At 73.6% G+C, this 22,557-nt stretch carries 2 protein-coding genes; both read left to right on the forward strand.

The genetic code is table 11. The features are described from left to right. Positions 1–8,035, forward strand: an 8,035-nt coding sequence (locus tag ACWDN5_RS27760) for an SDR family NAD(P)-dependent oxidoreductase (protein WP_449678351.1), incomplete at its 5' end; no start/stop codon positions are given. A gap of 143 nt (positions 8,036–8,178) precedes the next feature. Continuing rightward, positions 8,179–22,542, forward strand: a complete 14,364-nt coding sequence (locus ACWDN5_RS27765) for an SDR family NAD(P)-dependent oxidoreductase (RefSeq protein ID WP_449678352.1) — start codon at positions 8,179–8,181, stop codon at positions 22,540–22,542. Positions 22,543–22,557 lie beyond the last annotated feature (15 nt).

Here is a 22,557-nt window from a genome sequence, read left to right on the forward strand (position 1 = left end):
CACGGCCCTGGGCGACCCGATCGAGGCCCAGGCCCTGCTGGCGACGTACGGCCAGGACCGCGCGACGCCGCTGTGGCTGGGATCGGTGAAGTCGAACATCGGCCACACGCAGTCGGCGTCCGGCGTGGCGGGCGTGATCAAGATGGTGCTGGCGATGCGCCACGGCGTCCTCCCGCAGACGTTGCATGTGGACTCGCCGTCATCCAAAGTGGACTGGTCGGCGGGCGAGGTCCGGTTGCTGACCTCGGCGCGCGAGTGGCCTGCCCACCGCCCGCGCCGGGTGGGCGTGTCGTCGTTCGGGATTTCGGGGACGAACGCGCACGTGATCCTGGAGGGGGTTTCGCCTTCGCCTGCTTCGTCTCCGTCGTCCCTTTCGGGGCCGGTTCCGTGGTTGGTGTCGGCGCGCGGGGCGGAAGCTTTGTGTGCGCAGGCCGCGGCTCTGGTGCCTTATGTCGACGAGCCTCCCTTGGAGGTCGGTGCGACGTTGCTGTCCGGCCGGGCGACGTTCGAGGACCGAGCGGTGGTGTTCGGTTCATCGGAGGCCGAGCTCCGGACGGGCCTTTCGGCTTTGGCTGCGGGCGGCGAGGCGCCCAACGTGGTGCGCGGACGGGTCGTTCCGGGCGGCTTGGCGGTGTTGTTCACCGGGCAGGGGGCGCAGCGGGTCGGGATGGGTCTGGAGCTCTATGAGCGGTTCCCGGTGTATGCGGCGGCTTTCGATGAGGTGCTTTCGCATTTCGATCCGTCGTTGAGGGCGGCGTTTGATGATCAGTCGTTGTTGGATCGGACGGAGTTCACCCAGCCCGCGTTGTTCGCGCTCGAGGTGGCGTTGTTCCGGTTGGTGTCATCTTTCGGTGTGCGGCCGGATTTCGTGGCGGGTCATTCGATCGGCGAGCTGGTCGCTGCCCACGTAGCCGGTGTCCTCTCCCTTGAGGATGCCTGCCGCTTGGTCGCCGCGCGTGCGTCGCTGATGCAGGCGCTGCCCACCGGCGGCGCGATGGTCTCGATCGCCGCCCCCGAGTCCGCGATCACCCTGGCCGAGGGCGTCTCCATCGCGGCGGTGAACGGTCCCGAGTCGGTCGTGATCTCCGGCGAGGAGTCCGCGGTCCTCGAGATCGCTGCTCAGTTCCCCAAGACCAAGCGCCTGTCGGTGAGCCACGCGTTCCACTCCCCACTCATGGACCCGATGCTCGACGAGTTCCGCGCGGTCGCCGAGCAGCTCCAGTACCACCCGGCGCAGATACCGGTGCTCTCGAATGTGAGCGGTGCTCTCGCTTCGACGTTCACGGCGGACTACTGGGTCCGCCACGTGCGAGAAGCCGTTCGCTTCGCCGACGGAGTGTCCACTTTGGAGGCTGCCGGGGTCGGCGTGTTCCTGGAGCTGGGCCCGGATGGTGTCCTCAGCGCGATGGTCGGTGAGGCCGCGATCCCGGCATTGCGGCGCGACCGCTCTGAAACGAGAGCACTGCTCACGGCGTTGAGCACTGCTCACGTTCAGGGCGTGGACGTCGACTGGACGCAGCTCCTGCCCGCCGAGCCCCACGCGGACCTGCCCACGTACGCGTTCCAGCGACGGCACTACTGGCTGACCGGCCCGCCGCCGGAGGTGTCCACGGAGGACCAGGCATTCTGGTCGGCGGTCGAGAGCCCGGACCTCGCGGAAACGCTGGGTCTCGACGAGCAGCTGGCGGAGGCCATCCGCCCGGCGTTGTCGGCGTGGCGCGACCGAAGCCGCCGGGACGGCAAGGTGGCGTCGTGGCGCTACCGGACCGAGTGGAAGCCGCTGCCCGCGTCAGCCGGAGAGCCGGGCGACTGGCTGTTGATCGCCCCCGAGGGCAGCGAAACGGCGGCGGCCTTGGCGACCCTGCTCACCGGCGTCGTGCCCCTGACCGTGACAACGGAATCCCGCCCCGAACTGGCCGACCGCCTCCGCGAGCTGCCAACCCACCACTGGACGGCGGTCCTTTCGCTGGTCGACCTCCCGGCAACGGCAACCCTGGTCCAAGCCCTCGGCGACGCGGGCATCAAGGCGCCGCTGTGGTCCCTGACCCGCGGAGCGGTGACGATCGGCCGATCCGACGGGCTGAAAGCCCCGGAACAGGCGTCCCTCTGGGGGTTCGGCCGGACGGCGGCCCTGGAGCACCCCGACCGCTGGGGCGGTTTGGTGGACCTCCCGCCAACCCTGGACACCCGCGCGGCTGCCCGGCTCCTGGCGGTCCTGGCCGGCGACGAAGATCAAGTGGCCATCCGAGCGTCGGGATCATTCGCCCGCCGCCTGGTTCCCGCCCCGCCCGCCGGCCCCGCCCGGAACTGGCATCCTCACGGCACAGTCCTGATCACCGGAGGCACAGGAGCGCTGGGCGCGCGCGTCGCCCGCTGGGCCGCCGCCAACGGAGCCGACCGGCTCGTCCTGGTCTCCCGCCGCGGCCCCGACGCCCCCGGCGCAGCGGACCTGGCCGCCGAACTCACCAACGCGGGCACCGAAACCACCATCAAGGCCTGCGACGTCACCGACCGCGTCGCCTTAGCGGCCTTGATCGACTGGATCGGCGACGACCTCCGCGTCGTAGTCCACACGGCAGGCATCCTCGACGACGGCATCATCGACACCGTCACACCCGAGCGCCTCGCCAACGTCGAAGCGGCCAAGGTCACCGGCGCTGTCCACCTGAGCGAACTCACCCGCAACCTGGACGCATTCATCGTCTTTTCGGGCCTGGCGGGCACCCTCGGAGCGGCGGGCCAAGCCGCCTACGCGGCGGCCAACGCCCGCCTCGACGCCCTGGCCGAAGCCCGCCGAGCAGAGGGCGAGCCGGCGCTCGCGGTGGCATGGGGCCCCTGGTCCGGAGGCGGCATGGCAGGAGCCGACATCACGACACGGCTAGCCGCAGCCGGCCTCCGCCCGCTGGACCCCGACTTCGCTCTAGCGGCCCTCGAAGGTGCCTTGTCCGCAGGCGACACGACAATCACCATCGCCGACATCGACTGGCAGACGTTCGCCCCGGCGTTCACGGCGGTCCGCCCAAGCCCGTTGCTCGCCGAACTCCCAGCATCCGCCCACAACGCGGGCGGCATCGCTGCGCCCGCCACCACTCGCGCCATCCGCGCCGCTTCCAACACCATCGCGCGCAACACCACCGCCAACCCTGCCGCGGCGGCCGCCGCCAATCCCGCCGCGGCCGTCGCCGCCAACCTCGCTGCGGCTGCCGCCGCGAATCCCGCCGCGGTCAACGCCCCCGACTCCGCCGCCCCCGCCCGCGACTCCGCCGCTGCTGGCGCGCGCGGCTTCACCGTCGCCGGTGTTCTTGAGCTTGTCCGCGAACAGGTTGCTGCCGTGCTTGGGCATGCCTCCGCCGGCTCTGTCGATCGGCGGCGGGCCTTCAGCGACCTTGGCTTCACCTCCCTCTCGGCCGTCGAACTGCGCAACCGGCTGCGGGCCGCCACCGGGCTCGAGCTGTCCGCCACCCTCACCTTCGACCATCCCGACCCGGATGCTCTCGCCCGGCATCTGTGTGCACTGCTCCAAGGTGAGAGCAGTGCTCTCGAAATGGAGCACCCTGCCGGAATGCGGGACGACGAGCCGATCGCCATCGTGGCGATGGCGTGCCGGTTTCCCGGCGATGTTCGCTCGCCGGAAGACCTTTGGGACCTCGTTGCCCGCGGGGCCGATGCGCTGTCCGCTCCGCCGGTCGACCGCGGGTGGCCGTCCGGGCTGGGTGCCGTCAGGCCGGGCGGGTTCCTCGATGGAGCGGCAGAATTCGACGCCGGGCTCTTCGGCATCTCGCCGCGCGAAGCCATGGCCATGGATCCCCAGCAGCGGCTCCTCCTCGAGACCGCCTGGGAACTCTTCGAGCGCGCCGGCCGGGATCCGCGCTCGGTGCGCGGCGAACGCATCGGCGTCTTCGCCGGCACCAACGGTCAGGACTACCCCGCCTTGCTCACCGACGCGGGCGACGACGTCGCCGGCTACGTCGGCACAGGCAACGCCGCCGCCGTCGTCTCCGGCCGGATCGCCTACGTCTTCGGGCTCGAAGGCCCCGCCGTCACCGTCGACACCGCGTGCTCGTCCTCGCTGGTCGCGCTGCACTGGGCGCGCCAGGCGCTGCGGGCGGGCGAGTGCGACCTCGCCGTCGCCGGAGGTGTCACCGTGATGGCGACGCCGGGTGCCTTCGTCGAGTTCGACCGTCAGGGCGGTCTCGCTCCGGACGGCCGCTGTAAGGCCTTCGCCGAGAGCGCCGACGGCACGGGCTGGGGCGAGGGCGCCGGCCTGCTGCTGGTGGAGCGGTTGTCGGACGCGCGCCGCAACGGTCACGAAATCTTGGCCGTGGTCCGGGGTTCGGCGGTGAACTCCGATGGTGCGTCGAATGGCTTGACGGCGCCGAACGGCCCGTCCCAGCAGCGGGTGATCCGGACGGCTCTCGCCGATGCGGGTCTCGGTCCGTCCGAAGTGGACGCCGTGGAAGCGCACGGCACCGGCACGAAACTCGGCGACCCGATCGAGGCGCAGGCCTTGCTGGCCACCTACGGCCAGGGCCGCGACGAGCCGCTGTGGCTGGGGTCGGTCAAGTCCAACCTGGGCCACACGCAGGCCGCGGCCGGCGTCGCGGGGATCATCAAAATGGTCATGGCGATGCGGAACGGCGTCCTGCCGCAGACGCTGCACGTCGACGCGCCCTCGTCGCAGGTGGACTGGTCGGCGGGCGCGGTGGAAGTGCTCACCGAGACCCGGAAGTGGCCGTCCGACCGGCCGCGCCGCGCGGGCGTGTCGTCCTTCGGGATCTCCGGCACCAACGCCCACACCATCCTCGAGCAGGCGCCGGACGACGTCGTCGTGCACGACACCGCTCCGGCGGGCCTGCTCCCGGTGCCGGTCTCGGCGCGGACCGAGCCGGGGTTGCGCGAGCAAGCCCGCCGCCTGCTCGCTGCCGAGCGCGGCGCTCTGCCGGACGTCGCGTTTTCGCTGGCGACCGGCCGCGCGGCCCTGTCCCGGCGCGCGGTGGTGCTCGCCGAGGACGACGGTGACCTCGTCCGCGGCTTGACGGCGCTGGCGGACGGGGCGCCGGACCCGGGCGTGATCCGCGGGGACGTCGAACCGGGCTCGCTCGCCGTGCTCTTCACCGGGCAGGGCGCGCAGCGGGTCGGCATGGGACGGGGACTGTACGACCGGTTCCCGGTGTACGCCGAGGCGTTCGACGCCGTGTGCGCGGAGTTCGACCTGCTGTTGGAGCGTCCGCTGCACGAGGTCGTCTTCGCCGGGTCTGCTTTGGACGAGACCGGATCGGCGCAGCCTGCCTTGTTCGCGGTCGAAGTCGCGTTGTATCGGCTGTTCGCGTCGTGGGGAGTGCGTCCGGACTTCGTTGCCGGCCACTCGATCGGTGAAATCTCGGCGGCCCACGTCGCCGGTGTGTTGTCCCTTGTGGACGCTTGCCGATTGGTCGCCGCGCGGGCGTCGCTGATGCAGGCGCTGCCCGCCGGTGGGGCGATGGTGTCGATCGCGGCTCCCGAGTCCGCGATCGTCCTGGCCGAAGGTGTCTCGATCGCGGCGGTGAACGGCCCGGAGTCCGTGGTGATCTCCGGCGACGAGGCCGCGGTCCTGGCCATCGCCGCGGAGTTCGCCGAGCGCGGCGTCAAGACCAAGCGGCTCACGGTGAGCCATGCGTTCCACTCGCCGTTGATGGAGCCGATGCTCGACGCGTTCCGCGAGGTGGCCGAACAACTCCAGTACCACCCGGCGGAGATACCAGTGCTCTCGAATGTGAGCGGTGCTCTCGCTTTGCCGTTCACGGCGGACTATTGGGTGCGGCACGTGCGGGAGGCGGTCCGGTTCGCCGACGGGGTGTCCACTTTGGCGGCGGCCGGGGCTGGGGTGTTCCTGGAACTGGGGCCCGACGGGGTGCTCAGCTCGATGGTCCCGGGCCGGGCGATCCCGGCGCTGCGCCGCGACCGTGACGAGGTGCGGACGTTCTTCACGGCCTTGGCCGGGTTGTACACCGCCGGGGTGCCGGTGGACTGGACGGAACTGCCCGGCCGCCGGATTCCGTTGCCCACTCATGCTTTTCAGCGCGAGCGCTTCTGGCCGGCCCCGCGTCCGGCGGGTGGCGAGCTCGACGCGCAGTTCTGGTCGGCGGTCGACCGCGCGGACGTCGCCGGGCTGGCGGCCGGGACCGGTGTGCCGGAGGCGGACGTCGCCAAGGTGCTGCCCGCGCTGGCGTCGTGGCGGCGGGACCGGGCCGAAGCCGTGGAGACCGAGTCGTGGCGCTATCGGGTGACCTGGGTTCCGACGCCCGAGCCGGGGGCGACGACCCCGTCGGGCCGGTACGCCATCGTGGCCGCCCCGGGTGCGGCGCGCGGCTGGGCGGATGCGCTGGTGCGGCCCGGAGTCTGCGTGGCCGGGCCGGGAGAGCCGGCCGAGGGGCCGTTCGACGGAGTGGTCTTGATCTCGGCCCCGGGTGACGACGCCGTGGCCGACGCGGCGGCGCTGGCCCGGGCCGGGGTGGGGCCGCTGTGGTGCGTGACCGTGGGTGCGGTCGCCGTGCCCGGGGAGGAGGCTGCCGGGGATCCGGGGTTGGCCGCGTTGTGGGGCTTCGGCCGGGCGCTGGCCCTGGAGACGCCGGACCGTTGGGGCGGGCTGGTCGACGTTCCGGAGACCCCGGACGAGCGCCTCGCCGCGCAAGTGTGGGGGATCGTCGCCGGCGCAGGCAACAACAGCCGGTGGCAAGCGGCCCAGCCCAACACCGACGCAGAAGACCAAATCGCCCTGCGGCCGTCCGGCACCTACGCCCGGCGGATCGTCCGCGCCCCGCTACCCGCCTCGCCATGGACGCCCAGCGGCACCGTCCTCATCACCGGCGGCACCGGTGCCCTTGGTGCCACCGTGGCCCGCTGGGCCGCGCACGCCGGCGCCGGCCACCTCGTCCTCCTCAGCCGCCGCGGCCCGCAAGCCCCCGGGGCCGCCGAGCTCGTCGAGGACCTCCAGGCCGCCGGAGCGAAAGCGACCGTCCTCGCCTGCGACGTCGCCGATCGCGACGACCTGGCCCGGGCAATCGGGCAGATCCCGCAGGTCACCGCCGTCGTCCACGCCGCCGGGGTCAGTCAGGCCACCGCCTTCTCCGACCTCTCCGACGACGACTTCCGCAAAGTCCTCCACGCCAAAGTCGCCGGTGCCGAGCACCTCGACCAGCTCCTCGGCGACGACCTCGAAGCCTTCATCCTCTTCTCCTCCATCTCCGGCATCTGGGGCGCGGGCGGCCAGACCGCCTACGCCGCGGCCAACGCGCACCTCGACGCCCTCGCCGAACGTCGACGCGCCGCCGGGCGGAAAGCCACCTCCGTCGCCTGGGGGCCCTGGGCCGGCAGCGGGATGGCCGCCGGTGCCGCTGAGCAGGAGCACCTGCGTCGGCGGGGGCTGACGCCGCTGCCGGCCGAAGCTGCGCTCAACGCGATGCGGACCGCGGGGGAGACCTCGGTCGTCGTCGCCGATGTCGACTGGGCCCGGTTCGCCGCCGCCTTCACCGCGACCCGGCCGAGCCGGCTGCTGGCCGAGCTGCCCGAGGCGAAGCTGCCCGAACCGCAGCCGGCCGAGGTCCGGCGTCCCGCCGACCTGCTCGCCCTGGTCCGGACCGAAGCCGCGCAGGTGCTGGGACACGCCACGGCTGACGCCGTCGACGCCAAGCGAGCCTTCACCGAACTCGGCTTCGACTCGCTCACCGCCGTCGAGCTGCGGACCCGGCTCGCCGCCGCGACCGGGCTCACCCTGCCGCCGACCCTCGTCTTCAACCACCCCAACGCCACCGCGCTCGCCGAGCACCTGCGCGCGCAGCTGGACGACGGCGCCCCGAGCGTCCTGGCCGAGCTCGACCGGCTGGAAGCGGCCCTCGCCGCCGGTGCACCCGACCGGCTGACGCGGACCGAACTCGCCGTCCGGCTGCAAACCCTGCTGAGCCGCTATTCCGAACGAGAAGAAAAGACCGGTGAACTCGATTTCGCCGATGATGACGCACTTCTGGAATTCATCAACAATGATCTCGGTAAATTGTAAATCGCTCGTAGGGGCCCCTGTCGGCGGGATCTTTAGGGGTTGTAGGCCCAAAACCGGTCCCATAGCCTCGCATTGATGCCACTTCGGCGCGCGGATGTGCCGGGTGTCCGCACTTCGCTGGAGAAAAGGCTGGTGGCACTGAGATGGCCGACGAGGAGACGCTGCGCGAACACCTCAGGTGGGTCACGACCAATCTGCACCAGACGCGCCGGCGGCTGCAGGCGGTGGAAGACGCCGAACAGGAACCGATCGCGATCGTCGGAATGGGGTGCCGGCTGCCCGGCGGTGTCATCAGCCCGGAACAGCTGTGGGACCTGGTCGCCGCGGGCACCGACGCCGTCACCGGATTCCCGGACAACCGCGGCTGGGACCTCGACGCGCTCCGCGACCCCGATCCGGACCGGCCCGGCACCTCCCACACCGCGTCCGGCGGCTTCCTGCACGACGTCGCCGACTTCGACGCCGGCTTCTTCGGCATCTCCCCGCGCGAAGCCCTCGCCATGGACGCCCAGCAGCGGTTGCTCCTGGAGACGACCTGGGAGGCCATCGAACGCGCCCGCATCGACCCGGCGTCGCTGGCCGGCTCGGAGACCGGCGTCTTCGTCGGCAACACCGGCCAGGACTACGCCAACCTCATGCGCGGCGCCGGCGACAACCTCGAAGGCCACCTGCTCACCGGCACCGCGACCGCCGTCGTCTCCGGACGGCTGGCGTACTTCCTCGGCCTCGCGGGTTCCGCCGTCACCGTCGACACGGCGTGCTCGTCTTCGCTCGTCGCGCTGCACTGGGCCTGTCACGCGCTTCGCCGCCGCGAGTGCTCCCTCGCCCTCGCCGGCGGCGTGACCGTCCTGTCCACCCCGGCGGCGTTCGTCGCCTTCAGCCGGCAGCGCGGCCTGGCCCCCGACGGCCGCTGCAAGTCCTTCGCCGACGCCGCCGACGGCACCGGCTGGGGCGAAGGCGCCGGCATGCTGGTCCTCGAACGACTGTCCGACGCCCAGCGCCACGGCCACCCGGTGCTCGCCGTCGTCCGCGGCTCGGCGATCAACTCCGACGGCGCCTCCAACGGCCTCACCGCCCCCAACGGCCCCGCCCAGGAGCGCGTGATCGCCGACGCCCTCGCCAACGCACGGCTCTCGGCGAAGCAGGTCGACGCGGTCGAGGCGCACGGCACCGGCACCACCCTCGGCGACCCGATCGAGGCGCAGGCCCTGCTGGCCACCTACGGCCGCGCCCGCCCCGCCGACGACCCGCTGTTCCTCGGCTCGCTGAAGTCGAACATCGGCCACACCCAGGGCGCCGCGGGGGTCGCCGGGGTGATCAAGATGGTCATGGCGATGCGGCACGGCGTCCTGCCGCGGACGCTGCACGTCGACGCCCCGACCTCGCACGTCGACTGGGCGTCCGGCGGGGTCCGGCTGCTCACCGAGGCCCGGCCCTGGCCGGACACCGGCGAGCCGCGCCGCGCGGGCGTGTCCGCGTTCGGCATGAGCGGCACCAACGCCCACGCCATCCTCGAAGCCGCGCCGGACGCCGAGGAACCGGCACCTTCGAACGCGATCGGCCCGGTGCCGTGGGTGCTGTCCGCGCGGACCCCCGACGCGCTCAAAGCGCAGGCCGCGGCACTGGCCGGGCACGAAGCACCAGCCGCGGACGTCGGGTTTTCGCTGGTCAGCACCCGTACGGCCTTCCCGCACCGCGCGGTCGTGGTCGGCGACCTCGCCGGTGGTCTGACGGCCCTCGCCGAAGGCGTCCCGGCGGCGAACGTCATCACCGGGGAAGCCGGTGCGCCGGGCAAGGTGGCCCTCGTCTTCCCCGGCCAGGGGTCGCAGTGGGCCGGAATGGCCCTCGAGCTTGCGGAATCGTCGCCGGTTTTCGCGGGCCGCCTAGATGACTGCGGCACCGCGCTGAAGTCCTTTGTGTACTGGGAGCTTCGTGACGTGCTGGCTGACGCGGAGGCGTTGAGCCGGGTCGATGTGGTGCAGCCTGCGTTGTTCGCGGTGATGGTGTCGTTGGCGGAGCTGTGGCGGTCGTTCGGCGTTGTTCCGGATGCGGTGGTCGGTCACTCACAGGGTGAGATTGCCGCCGCGGTGGTCTCGGGGGCATTGTCGCTTGAGGACGGCGCTCGCGTGGTGGCGTTGCGGAGCAAGGCGATCCTGGCGCTGGCCGGTGGTGGCGGGATGGTGTCCGTTGCGGCTGCGAGGGAGACCGTCGAGGAGAGGCTGGTCGAGGGCATCTCGATCGCCGCGGTGAACGGCCCGGCCGCCGTAGTGGTGTCCGGTGTGCCGGACGCTCTCGATGAGCTGATCAGGTCCTGCGAAGCCGAGGGGATCCGCGCGAAGCGGGTGCCCGTGGACTACGCGTCCCATTCGCCGCAGGTCGAGCAGCTGCGTGACGAGCTGCTGGACGTCCTGGCGCCGGTCACCCCCCGCGACAGCGAGATCGGCTTCCTCTCGACCGTGACCGGCGAGTGGAACGAACGGGTGGACGCCGAGTACTGGTACACCAATCTCCGCAGCACGGTCCGGCTCGACACGGCGATCGAGCGCCTGAAGTCCGAGGGCTTCGGGACGTTCATCGAAGCGTCGCCGCACCCCGTGCTGACCATGGCGCTCGGCGAGGACGTCGTCGCGCTGGGATCGCTGCGGAAGAACGACGGCGGCCTGACCCGCTTCCACGCCGCCCTCGCCGAAGCACACGTCAAGGGCGTCGCCGTCGACTGGACGCCGGCCTTCGCCGGCGCCCGCACGGTCGACCTCCCGACCTACGCCTTCCAGCGCGAACGGTTCTGGCCCGCCGTCGTCGCCGACCCCGGCGACGCGGGCGCGCTCGGCCTCAGCGCCACCGGGCACCCGCTGCTCGGCGCGGCGGTGGCGCTGGCCGCGGGCGACGGTCTCGTCCTCACCGGACGCGTCTCCCCGCAGGCACAGCCGTGGCTGGCCGACCACGCCGTGCACGGCACGATCCTGGTGCCCGGCACCGCGTTCGTCGAACTCGCCGTGCAGGCCGGCGACCGCGCCGGCTGCGGCACGGTCGAGGAACTCACCCTGGAAACCCCGCTGACGCTGCCCGACGGCGACGCCCGCGCGCTGCAGGTCTGGGTGGGCGCGGCCGACGAAACCGGCCGGCGCGCCATCGAGGTCCATTCGCGGCGCGACGAGGACGACCCGTGGACGCGCCACGCGACCGGCGTGCTCGCGCCCGGCACCCCCGAAGCCGGGTTCACTCTGGACTCCTGGCCGCCCGAGGGCGCGGCCAGGATCGACCTCGACGGGTTCTACGACGGCCTCCGCGCGGCAGCGGGTTACGGCTACGGGCCCGCCTTCCAGGGCCTGCGTTCGGCCTGGCGCCGCGGCGACGAGATCTTCGCCGAGGTCGCACTGCCGGACGACCGCGACGCGGCCCGCTTCGGCCTGCACCCGGCCCTGCTGGACACGGCCCTGCACCCGCTCGCGCTGTCGCTGTCCACCGAGGACGGACAGACCAGACTGCCGTTCGCCTGGACGGGCGTGGCCCTGCACGCGACCGGCGCGTCGGCGCTGCGCGTCCGCCTCACCCGCCGCGGCGCGGACGAGGTCACGGTCGAGGTCGCGGACCCGGCGGGCGCCCCGGTCGCGACGGCGGAATCCCTCGTGCTCCGCCCGCTCCCCACCGGCGGTCTGGACCGTGCCGACAATCTGTACGAAGTGGACTGGACGGAAGTCCCGGCCGGAGCGGCCGAAACCGACGCCGTCTTCGAACCGATCAGCGGGGCGCCAGTCCACCGCGTGCTCGGGCTCGTCCAGGACTGGCTCACCACCGAGCGACCCGAGATGCTGGTCTTCGTCAGCAGCGGCGCCGTCGCCGTGCACGACGGCGAAGGCCCCGATCCCGACCTCGCCGCCGCGTGGGGGCTCGTGCGCTCGGCGCAGTCGGAGCACCCCGGCCGGTTCGCGCTGCTGGACACCGACGATCCGGAGCACCCGATCGTCCCGCCCGAGCCGCAGACGGCCGTCCGCGGTGGACGTCACTTCGTGCCCCGGCTTGCCCGGGTCACCGCCACCGGCGAGACGCCGGACTGGGGTGCCGGCGCCGTCCTCGTGACCGGCGCCTCGGGCGTGCTCGGCGGGCTCGTCGCCCGGCACCTCGCGCGGCAGCATGGCGTCCGGAACCTGGTCCTGCTCAGCCGCCGCGGTGCGGACGCGCCCGGCGCCGCCGAACTCGCCGCCGACCTGCCGGACGCCGTCTTCGTCGCCGGTGACGCCGCCGACCGTGACGCACTCGCCGAGGTGCTGGCCGCGCACCGGGTCACCGCCGTCGTGCACGCCGCCGGTGTCCTCGACGACGGCGTCGTCGAGGCCCTCACCCCGGAGCGGCTGGACGCGGTCCTGCGCCCGAAAGCCGACGCCGCGCGCAACCTCGACGAGCTGACCGCCGATCTCGCCGCCTTCGTGCTCTTCTCCGCCGCCGCGGGCACCACCGGCGGCAGCGGTCAGGGCAACTACGCCGCCGCCAACGCCTACCTCGACGCGCTCGCCCAGCGTCGCCGGGCGGCCGGGCAGCCCGCCGTGTCGCTGGCCTGGGGCCTGTGGGCCGAGGCCAGCGGGATGACCGGGCACCTCGACGACCGCGCGCGCGACCGGCTCGGCCGCTCCGGCGTGCGGCCCCTGGACACCGCGCAGGGGCTGGCGCTGTTCGACCGCGCCGTCGCCGCGGGCCCGGCCGCGCTGGTCCCGATCGCTCTCGACGCCGCCGCACTGCGGCGGCAGGCCGCCGACGGCACCGTCTCGCCGTTGTTCCGCGGCCTCTTCCCCGCCCCCGCGCGCCGCGCCGCCGCGGCCGGCGGGCACGTCGGCGAGCTCTCCGAAGAGGGCCTGCTCGACCTGGTCCGGACGCAGGTGGCGGCCGTCCTCGGGCACGCTTCCGCGCAGGCCGTCGACCCCGCCCGCGCGTTCAAGGACCTCGGGTTCGACTCGCTGACCGCGGTCGACCTCCGCAACCGCCTCGCCGCCGCCACCGGCCTCCGGCTGCCCGCGACGCTCGTGTTCGACCACCCGACGCCGGCGGTGCTCGCCGCCCACCTCGCCGGGCGGCGGGCGGACACCGTCGTCACGACGAAGGCCGCCGCCGACGAGCCGATCGCGATCGTCGCCATGAGCTGCCGCTACCCGGGCGGCATCGCCTCCCCGGACGACCTCTGGCGGCTGGTCGCCGAGGGCCGCGACGCCGTTTCGGCGTTCCCCGCCGACCGCGGCTGGCCCGACCTCTTCGACCACGATCCCGCCCACGGCGGGACGTCCTACGTCCGTGAAGGCGGATTCCTCCACGACGCCGCCGATTTCGACGCCGAGTTCTTCGGCATGTCGCCCCGCGAAGCGACCGCGACGGACCCGCAACAACGGCTGCTGCTGGAAGTCGCGTGGGAGGCGTTCGAGCGCGCCGGGATCGTGCCGGACGCGGTGCGCGGCAGCCGGACCGGCGTCTTCGCCGGCGTGATGTACCAGGACTACGCCACCCGGCTGCAGAACGTCCGAAGTGGACTTGACGATTACGAGGGTTATCTCGGCAACGGCAGCGCGGGCAGCGTCGCCTCCGGCCGGATCGCCTACGCGTTCGGGCTCGAAGGCCCGGCGATCACGGTGGACACGGCGTGTTCGTCGTCGCTGGTGGCGCTGCATCTGGCGTGCCAGTCGCTGCGGCAGGGCGAGTGCGACCTGGCGCTGGCCGGCGGGGTCACGGTCCTGTCGACGCCCGCGCTGTTCGTCGAGTTCAGCCGCCAGCGCGGCCTCGCGGCCGACGGCCGGTGCAAGTCGTTCGCGGACGCCGCCGACGGCACCGGCTGGGGCGAGGGCGCCGGCCTCCTGCTGGTGGAACGGCTGTCCGACGCGCGCCGCCACGGCCACCCGGTGCTCGCCGTCGTCCGCGGGACGGCGGTCAACCAGGACGGCGCGTCCAACGGCCTCACTGCCCCCAATGGCCCCGCGCAGCAGCGGGTGATCCGCCAGGCCCTGGCGAACGCGGGACTGACGGCGACCGAAGTGGACGCGGTCGAGGCGCACGGCACCGGCACGACGCTCGGCGACCCGATCGAGGCGCAGGCGCTGCTGGAGACGTACGGCCAGGAGCGGGAAACGCCGCTGTGGCTGGGTTCGCTGAAGTCGAACATCGGCCACACGCAGGCGGCCGCGGGTGTCGGCGGCGTGATCAAGATGGTGATGGCGATGCGGCACGGGGTGCTGCCGCGGACGTTGCACGTCGACGCGCCATCGTCGCAAGTGGACTGGTCGGCGGGTGCCGTGGAGCTGCTGACCGAGTCCCGCGAGTGGGTGGCCGACCGGCCGCGGCGGGCGGGTGTTTCGTCGTTCGGGGTCAGCGGCACCAACGCGCACGCGGTCCTGGAGCAGGCTTCGGAGGCTGTTCCGGAGCTGGTTGCCGGCGGTGTGGTGCCGTGGGTGATTTCGGGGCGCACCCCTGGTGCGTTGCAGGCACAGGCGGCCGCCTTGCTCGACCGGGCCGGGCTGCCGGCCGCGTCGGTCGGGGCGGCGCTGGTCTCCGCGCGGTCGCTGTTCCGGCACCGCGCGGTCGTGGTCGGCGACGATCTGGCCGGCGGCCTCACCGCGCTCGCCGAGGGTGCTCCCGCGGCCAACGTCATCACCGGTGCGGCGAACGAACCGGGCAAGGTCGCGCTGGTGTTCCCCGGCCAGGGCGCGCAGTGGGCCGGGATGGCGCTCGAACTCGCGGAGTCGTCGGAGGTCTTCTCGGCGCGCCTGGATGCATGCGCGATGGCCCTGGAGTCCTTTGTGGACTGGCGACTCCGTGAGGTGCTGGCCGACGCGGAGGCGTTGGGCCGGGTCGATGTGGTGCAGCCTGCGTTGTTCGCGGTGATGGTGTCGCTGGCGGAGCTGTGGCGGTCGTTCGGGGTGGTGCCGGACGCCGTCGTGGGGCACTCCCAGGGTGAGATCGCGGCTGCGGTTGTCTCGGGGGCGCTGTCGCTTGAGGACGGCGCTCGGGTGGTGGCGTTGCGGAGCAAGGCGATTCTGGCGCTGGCCGGTGGTGGCGGGATGGTGTCCGTCGCGGCCGCGTGGGACACCGTCGAGGAACGGCTGACCGAGGGCGTCTCGATCGCCGCCGTGAACGGACCCGCGGCCGTCGTGGTCTCCGGTACGCCGGAAGCCTTGGACGAGTTCATGACGGCCTGCCGCGCGGACGGCATCCGCGTGAAGCGCGTGCCGGTGGACTATGCGTCCCACTCGCCGCAGGTCGAGCAGCTCCGCGACGAACTCCTCGACGTCCTGGCGCCGGTGAACCCGCAGCCGGGGCACACGGCCTTCATCTCGACCGTGACCGGCGAGTGGAACGAAACCCCGGACGCCGAGTACTGGTACACCAACCTGCGCAGCACGGTCCGTCTCGACATCGCGATCGAGCGCCTGAAGTCCGAAGGCTTCGGCACGTTCATCGAAGCGTCACCGCACCCGGTCCTGACCATGGCGCTCGGGGACGACGTCGTCGCGCTGGGCTCCCTTCGCAAGAACGACGGTGGCCTCACCCGCTTCCACACCGCCCTCGCCGAAGCGCACGTCAACGGGGTCGCCGTCGACTGGACCCCGGCCTTCGCCGGTGCGCCCGCGGCCGACCTGCCGACCTACGCCTTCCAGCGCGAGCGGTACTGGCTCGACGTCCCGGAAGTAGAGCCGGTCCAGGCCGACCAGCGGTTCTGGGACGTCGTCGGCGACCAGGACGTCCCGGCCTTCGCGGGCGTCCTCGACGTCGCCGAAGACGCTGCGCTCGACGCCGTCCTGCCTGCCCTGGCGAAGTGGCGCGGCCGCCGCCACGACGAGACCACCACGGACTCCTGGCGCTACCGGATCGCCTGGCGCCCGATCGCCACCCCACCGGCTCGGCTCTCCGGCCGCTGGCTGGTCGTCGGGGACGACGGTGTCCGGGAGGTCCTGGCCGCGCACGGTGCCGAGATCGTCCAGGACGCCGAGGACCTGACCGGAGTGGTGGCCGTCCGGCCGGACGCCGCGACCGCCCTCGACCTGACCCGGCTCGACGCCCCGCTCTGGCTCCTCACCGACGCGGCGGTGGCCACCGGACCCGGCGACCGCGCGCCCGACCCGGCGCAGGCCCGCGTCTGGGGGCTCGGCCGGATCCACGGACTCGAGCACCCGACCCGCTGGGGTGGCCTGGTCGACCTGCCGCCGGTCCTCGACGAAGCCGCCGCCACGAAGCTGGCCGCCGTGCTGGCCGGGACCACCGGCGAAGACCAGGTTGCCTTGCGCACCTCCGGCGTCTTCGCCCGCCGGCTCGTGCCCGCCGCAACCGCGGAACCCGCGCGGCGCTGGCGGCCCGACGGCACCGTGCTCGTCACCGACGCCGACGGTCACGCGGCCGTCCGGCTCGCTCGCTGGCTGATCACCCGGGGTGCCACCCGGATCGTGCTCGCCGCGGCCGCCTTGCCCGGCGTCGAGACCCTGCACGGCGCCGAAGTGGTCGAGGCGCTCTGCGACGTCGCCGACCGTGACCAGCTCGCCGCGGTGCTCGAGGCCCACGGGCCGGTGCGGTCGGTGTTCCACGCCGCCGCCGTCACGGACCTGGCGCCCCTCGCCGACACCACCCCGGACCTCCTGGACCGCGCGTGCCGCGTCAAGGCGGACGCCGCCGACCACCTCGACGCGCTGCTCCCGGACGGCCTCGACGCCTTCGTCCTGTTCTCGTCCATCGCCGCTGTCGTCGGCAGCCGCGCCCACGGCGCCTACGCGGCGGCCAACGCCCACCTCGACGCGCTCGCCGAGCGCCGACGGGCCCGCGGCCAGGCCGCGACGTCGATCGCCTGGGGTGTCTGGGACGCCGACGAGGGCGTCGACCGGGACCGGCTGACGGCCGAAGGTGTCCCGCCGCTCGACCCCGACCTGGCGCTGACCGCGCTCGGCCGGGCCCTCGACCTCGACGACACGACCGTCGTCGTCGCCGACGTCGAATGGCCGCGGTTCGCCCCCGCCTTCGCCGCTGCCCGCCGCCGGCCGCTGCTCGCCGAGATCCCGGACGCCGCCGAGGAGACCGCACCCGAGCCGTCCGGATACGCCGCCCGGCTCGCCGGGCTGAGCGCGGCCGACACCCACCGCGTGCTGACCGACCTGGTCCGCGCGCAGGCCGCGGCCGTGCTGGGGCACCCTTCCCCGGCGGCCGTCGACGTCGGACGAGCCTTCTCCGAACTCGGCTTCGACTCGCTGACGGCGGTCGAGCTGCGCACCCGGCTGGCCGCCGCGACCGGCCTGCGGCTGCCCGCGACCCTGGTGTTCGACCACCCCACGGTCACCGTCCTCGCCGGGTTCCTCGGCGAGCTGTTCGGCACCGGGACGTCGGCCGAAGCCGCGGTGGCCGCGGGAATCGCCGCGGACGAGCCGATCGCCATCGTCGGCATCGGCTGCCGGTTCCCGGGCGGAGTCCGTTCGCCCGAGGACCTCTGGCGGCTGGTCGCCGCGGGCGGCGACGGCATCACGCCGTTCCCGGCCGACCGCGGCTGGGACCTCGACGAGATCTACGACCCCGAACCCGGCGCCACCGGCAAGAGTTACGCCCGCGAGGGTGGCTTCCTCGACGACACCACCCGCTTCGACCCCGGCTTCTTCGGGATCTCCCCGCGGGAGGCCCTCGCGATGGACCCGCAGCAGCGGCTGCTGCTCCAGACGTCGTGGGAGGCCTTCGAACGCGCCGGGCTCGACCCGGCTTCGGTGCGGGGCGAACGGATCGGCGTCTTCGCGGGGACCAACGGCCAGGACTACCCGGCCCTGCTCGAACGCTCGACCGAGTCCCTGGAAGGCCACGCGGGGGTCGGCAACGCGGCCAGCGTCGTCTCCGGGCGGCTGTCCTATGTGTTCGGTCTCGAAGGCCCGTCGCTGACCGTGGACACGGCGTGTTCGTCGTCGCTGGTGGCGTTGCACCTGGCGGTGCAGGCGCTGCGGCGTGGCGAGTGCTCGATGGCGTTGGCCGGCGGGGCCACCGTGATGGCGACCCCCGGCATGTTCGTCGACTTCAGCCTCCAGCGTGGCCTCGCCGCGGACGGCCGGTGCAAGGCCTTCGCCGACGCCGCGGACGGCGCCGGGTTCTCCGAAGGCGCGGGCATGCTGCTGGTGCAGCGGCTGTCGGACGCCCTGCGCGACGGCCGCCGGGTGCTGGCCGTGGTACGCGGCTCGGCGGTCAACTCCGATGGCGCGTCCAACGGCCTGACCGCGCCGAACGGACCGTCGCAGCAGCGCGTCATCCGCGCAGCCCTTGCGGACGCCGGGCTGACGCCGTCCGAAGTGGACACCGTCGAGGCGCACGGGACCGGCACGACGCTGGGCGACCCGATCGAAGCCCAGGCGCTCCTGGCCACCTACGGCCAAGAGCGGGACGAGCCGCTGTGGCTGGGCTCGGTGAAGTCCAACCTCGGGCACACCCAAGCCGCGGCCGGGGTCGCGGGCGTGATCAAGATGGTCATGGCGATGCGGCACGGCGTGCTGCCGCCGACGCTGCACGTGGACGCGCCATCGTCGCACGTGGACTGGTCGGCCGGTGCGGTCGAGCTGCTCACCGAGCCTCGGGAGTGGACGTCCCGGCGCCCGCGGCGGGCCGGGGTGTCGTCGTTCGGCATCTCGGGCACCAACGCCCACGCGATCCTCGAACAGGCGCCGGAAGCCGTGGCCGAGGAGCGCGAGCCGGTCTCCGGGCCGGTGCCGTGGGTGCTGTCCGGACGGACCGAAACCGCCCTGCGCGACCAGGCCGCCGCCCTCGCCGAGATCGACGGGCACCCGGCCGACGTCGGGTTCACGCTGGTCACGGCCCGGTCGCGGTTCCCGCACCGCGCGGTGGTGTTCGGCGCCGAGGCGCTGGCCGCCGTCGCCGAGGGGGTCCCCGCGGCGGACGCGGTCTCCGGGATCGCCGGAACACCCGGCAAGGTGGCGCTCGTCTTCCCCGGACAGGGTTCGCAGTGGCCCGGGATGGCGCTCGAACTGGCGGAGTCCTCCGCGGTGTTCGCGGCCCGGCTCGACGAGTGCGCGGCGGCCCTGTCGTCCTTTGTGGACTGGGAGCTGCGTGCCGTGCTGGCGGACGCGGAGGCGTTGGGCCGGGTCGATGTCGTGCAGCCCGCGTTGTTCGCGGTGATGGTGTCGCTGGCCGAGCTGTGGCGCTCGTTCGGCGTGGTCCCGGACGCGGTGGTCGGCCATTCGCAGGGTGAGATCGCGGCCGCGGTGGTGTCGGGTGCGCTCTCCCTGGACGACGGCGCGCGGGTGGTGGCCCTGCGCAGCCGGGCGATCCTGGCGCTGGCCGGCCGCGGCGGGATGGTGTCGGTGGCCGCGCCGCTGTCCGCCGTCGAGGAGCGGCTGACCGAGGGGATCTCGATCGCGGCGGTGAACGGCCCGGCCGCGGTGGTCGTGTCCGGCGAGCCGGCCGCCCTCGACGAGCTGATCGCGGCGTGCACCGCCGACGGCATCCGGGCCAAGCGCGTGCCGGTCGACTACGCCTCGCACTCGGCGCAGGTCGAGCACCTGCACGAGGAACTCCTCGACGTACTTGCCCCGATCACGCCGCGAACGGGGGAGACGGCGTTCTTCTCGACGGTGACCGGCGAGTGGGCCGACGGTGCTCTCGACGCCGGGTACTGGTACCGGAACCTCCGCGGCACAGTGCGGCTGGACATCGCCGTCGAGCGGTTGAAGAACGACGGGTTCGGGACGTTCGTCGAGGCGTCCCCGCATCCGGTGCTGACCATGGCCCTCGGGGACGACGTCCTCGCCGTGGGCTCGCTGCGAAGGGACGACGGCGGGCTCACCCGCTTCTACACCGCCTTGGCCGAAGCGCACGTCAACGGCGTCGACGTCGACTGGACCCCGGCGTTCCCCGGCGCCCGGTTCACCGACATCCCCACCTACCCGTTCCAGCAGGAGCGGTACTGGCCGCAGTGGACCGCGGTCACGGCGGGGGACGCTGGCGGGCTCGGCCTCACCGACGTCGGGCATCCGCTGCTCGGCGCGGCCGTGACCGTCGCGGGCACCGGCACCACCCTGCTCACCGGGCGGCTTTCCCTGAGCACCCAGCCGTGGCTCGCCGACCACGCGGTCGGCGACACCGTGCTGCTGCCGGGCACCGCGTTCGTCGAGCTGGCCGTGCAGGCGGGCGACCAGGCCGGCTGCGAGACCGTCGAAGAGCTGACCCTGCAGGCGCCCCTGGTGCTGCCCCGCCGTGGCGGCGTCGCCGTCCAGCTCCGGGTCGAGACCGCTGACGAAACCGGCCGTCGCGCGCTGACCGTCCATTCGCGACCCGGCGACGACCTCGAGTGGACCCAGCACGCCGAAGGCGTCCTGGCCACCGGTGTCGAGCCGGGCACGGCGCTCACCGCGTGGCCGCCGCCGGGCGCGGAACCGCTGCCCGTCGACGGTCACTACGACACCCTGGCCGGCCACGGCTACCGCTACGGCCCGGCGTTCCGAGGTCTGCGTGCGGCCTGGCGGCACGGCGACGACCTCTACGCCGAGGTCGTCCTGCCCGACGAGCAGCGCGCCGAAGCGGCTCGGTACGGCCTGCATCCGGCCCTGCTCGACGCGGCCCTGCACCCGATCGGCCTGACCAGCGCCCAGGCCGGCGCCCGGCTGCCGTTCGCGTGGACCGGCGTCCGGCTGTACGCCACCGGCGCGACCACCCTGCGGGTCCGGCTCGGAGCACTCGGCGCGGACGGCGTCTCGGTCGCCGTCGCCGACGAAACCGGGGCACCGGTCGCCGAAGCGGAATCCCTGGTCATGCGGCCGATTTCGGCCGGTCAGCTGGCCGCCGCGGCGGACCACGACGGGCTCTTCACGATGACGTGGCAGCGCCTGGACGCCGAGCCGGCCGCCCCGGCGGTGCCGCTGGGCGAGTCCGGGCCGGTCGTCTACACCGAGTGCCGGGGCGACGCGACGGCGGCCACGCTCGAGACCCTGCAGGACTTCCTGAGCGGAGCCGGGCGGCTGGTCCTGGTCACCGAGTCGGCCATCGGGGAGGCGCCCGCCGACCCCGCCGCCGCGGCCGTCTGGGGCCTCGTGCGTTCGGCGCAGTCGGAGCACCCGGACCGGTTCGTCCTCCTCGACGTCGACACGACCGAGAACCTCGCCACCTGGGCCGGGGTGGCCGCCGCGTCCGGCGAGCCGCAGCTGGCGGTGCGCGGCGGCGAACTCCACGTGCCGCGCCTGGCGCGGGCGACTCCGCCGCCGCGGGAGCACGCCTGGAACCCGGACGGGACCGTCCTGATCACCGGCGCGAGCGGCGTGCTCGGCGGGCTGCTCGCGCGGCACCTGGTGACCGTCCACGGCGTCCGGCACCTGCTGCTGCTCAGCCGCAGCGCTCCCGACCTCGGCGGGCTGACCGACGCATCCGTCACCGTGGTCGCCTGCGACGTCGCCGACCGGGCCGCCCTCGAAGACGCCTTGGCGACGATCCCCGCCGAGCACCCGCTGACCGCGGTGGTGCACGCCGCGGGCGCGCTCGACGACGGCGTCCTCGAAGCACTGACCTCGGAGCGGCTCGACGCGGTGCTGCGGCCCAAGGCGGTCGCCGCGCGGCACCTGCACGAGCTGACCGAGCACCTGGACCTCGACGCCTTCGTCCTCTTCTCCTCCTTCGCGGCGACGATGGGCGGCGCGGGCCAGGCGGGCTACTCCGCGGCCAACGCCTACCTCGACGCGCTCGCCCAGCACCGCCACGGCCGCGGCCTGCCCGCGACCTCGCTCGCGTGGGGACTGTGGGAGGCGCGCAGCGGCCTGACCGCGCATCTCGGCGACGACGACGTGTCACGCCTCGGCCGGTCCGGCGTCCGCGCCCTGCCGACCGACCGCGCGCTGCGGCTGTTCGACCTCGCCCTCGGGTCGGGCGAGCCCCTGCTCATGCCGGTCGCCCTGGACCTCGCCGCCTGGCGCGCCCGCGCGGACGTCCCGCCGCTGTTGCGCGGGCTGATCAGGACATCCGGACGGCGGGCCGTGCGCGACGGCGTCCCGGCCGGACCCGGGCTGGCCGAACGGCTGGCCGGGCTGCCGGAAGCCGAGCAGCTCCGGGTCGTCGACGAGGTCGTGCGCGCCCAGGTGGCGGCGGTCCTCGGATATGCCTCGGGCCACGCCGTCGAGGCCGGGCGCGGCTTCCTCGACCTCGGGTTCGACTCGCTGACCGCGCTGGAACTGCGCAACCGCCTCAACGCGGTGACCGGGCTGCGGCTGCCCGCCACGCTGATCTTCGACTACCCGAACCCGGACGCGCTCACCAAGCACCTGTGCGCCGAGCTGCCCGCGGACGGCGCGAAGGCCGTCCTGCCGGTCCACGCCGAGCTGGACCGGCTGGCCGCGGTGCTCGCCGCGACCGAAACCGAGGCCGGCGAACGCGACCTGATCACCGAGCGACTGCGCGGGCTGCTGGCCCGGTGGACCGCGACCGACGAGCGCCGGGCGGACTCCGGCACGGAACTGGCCGACGCCACCGCCGAGGAGATCTTCGACCTCCTGGACGACGAACTGGGGATGTCCTGAATGTCGAACGAACAG

This window comes from Amycolatopsis sp. NPDC003731 (assembly GCF_053586895.1).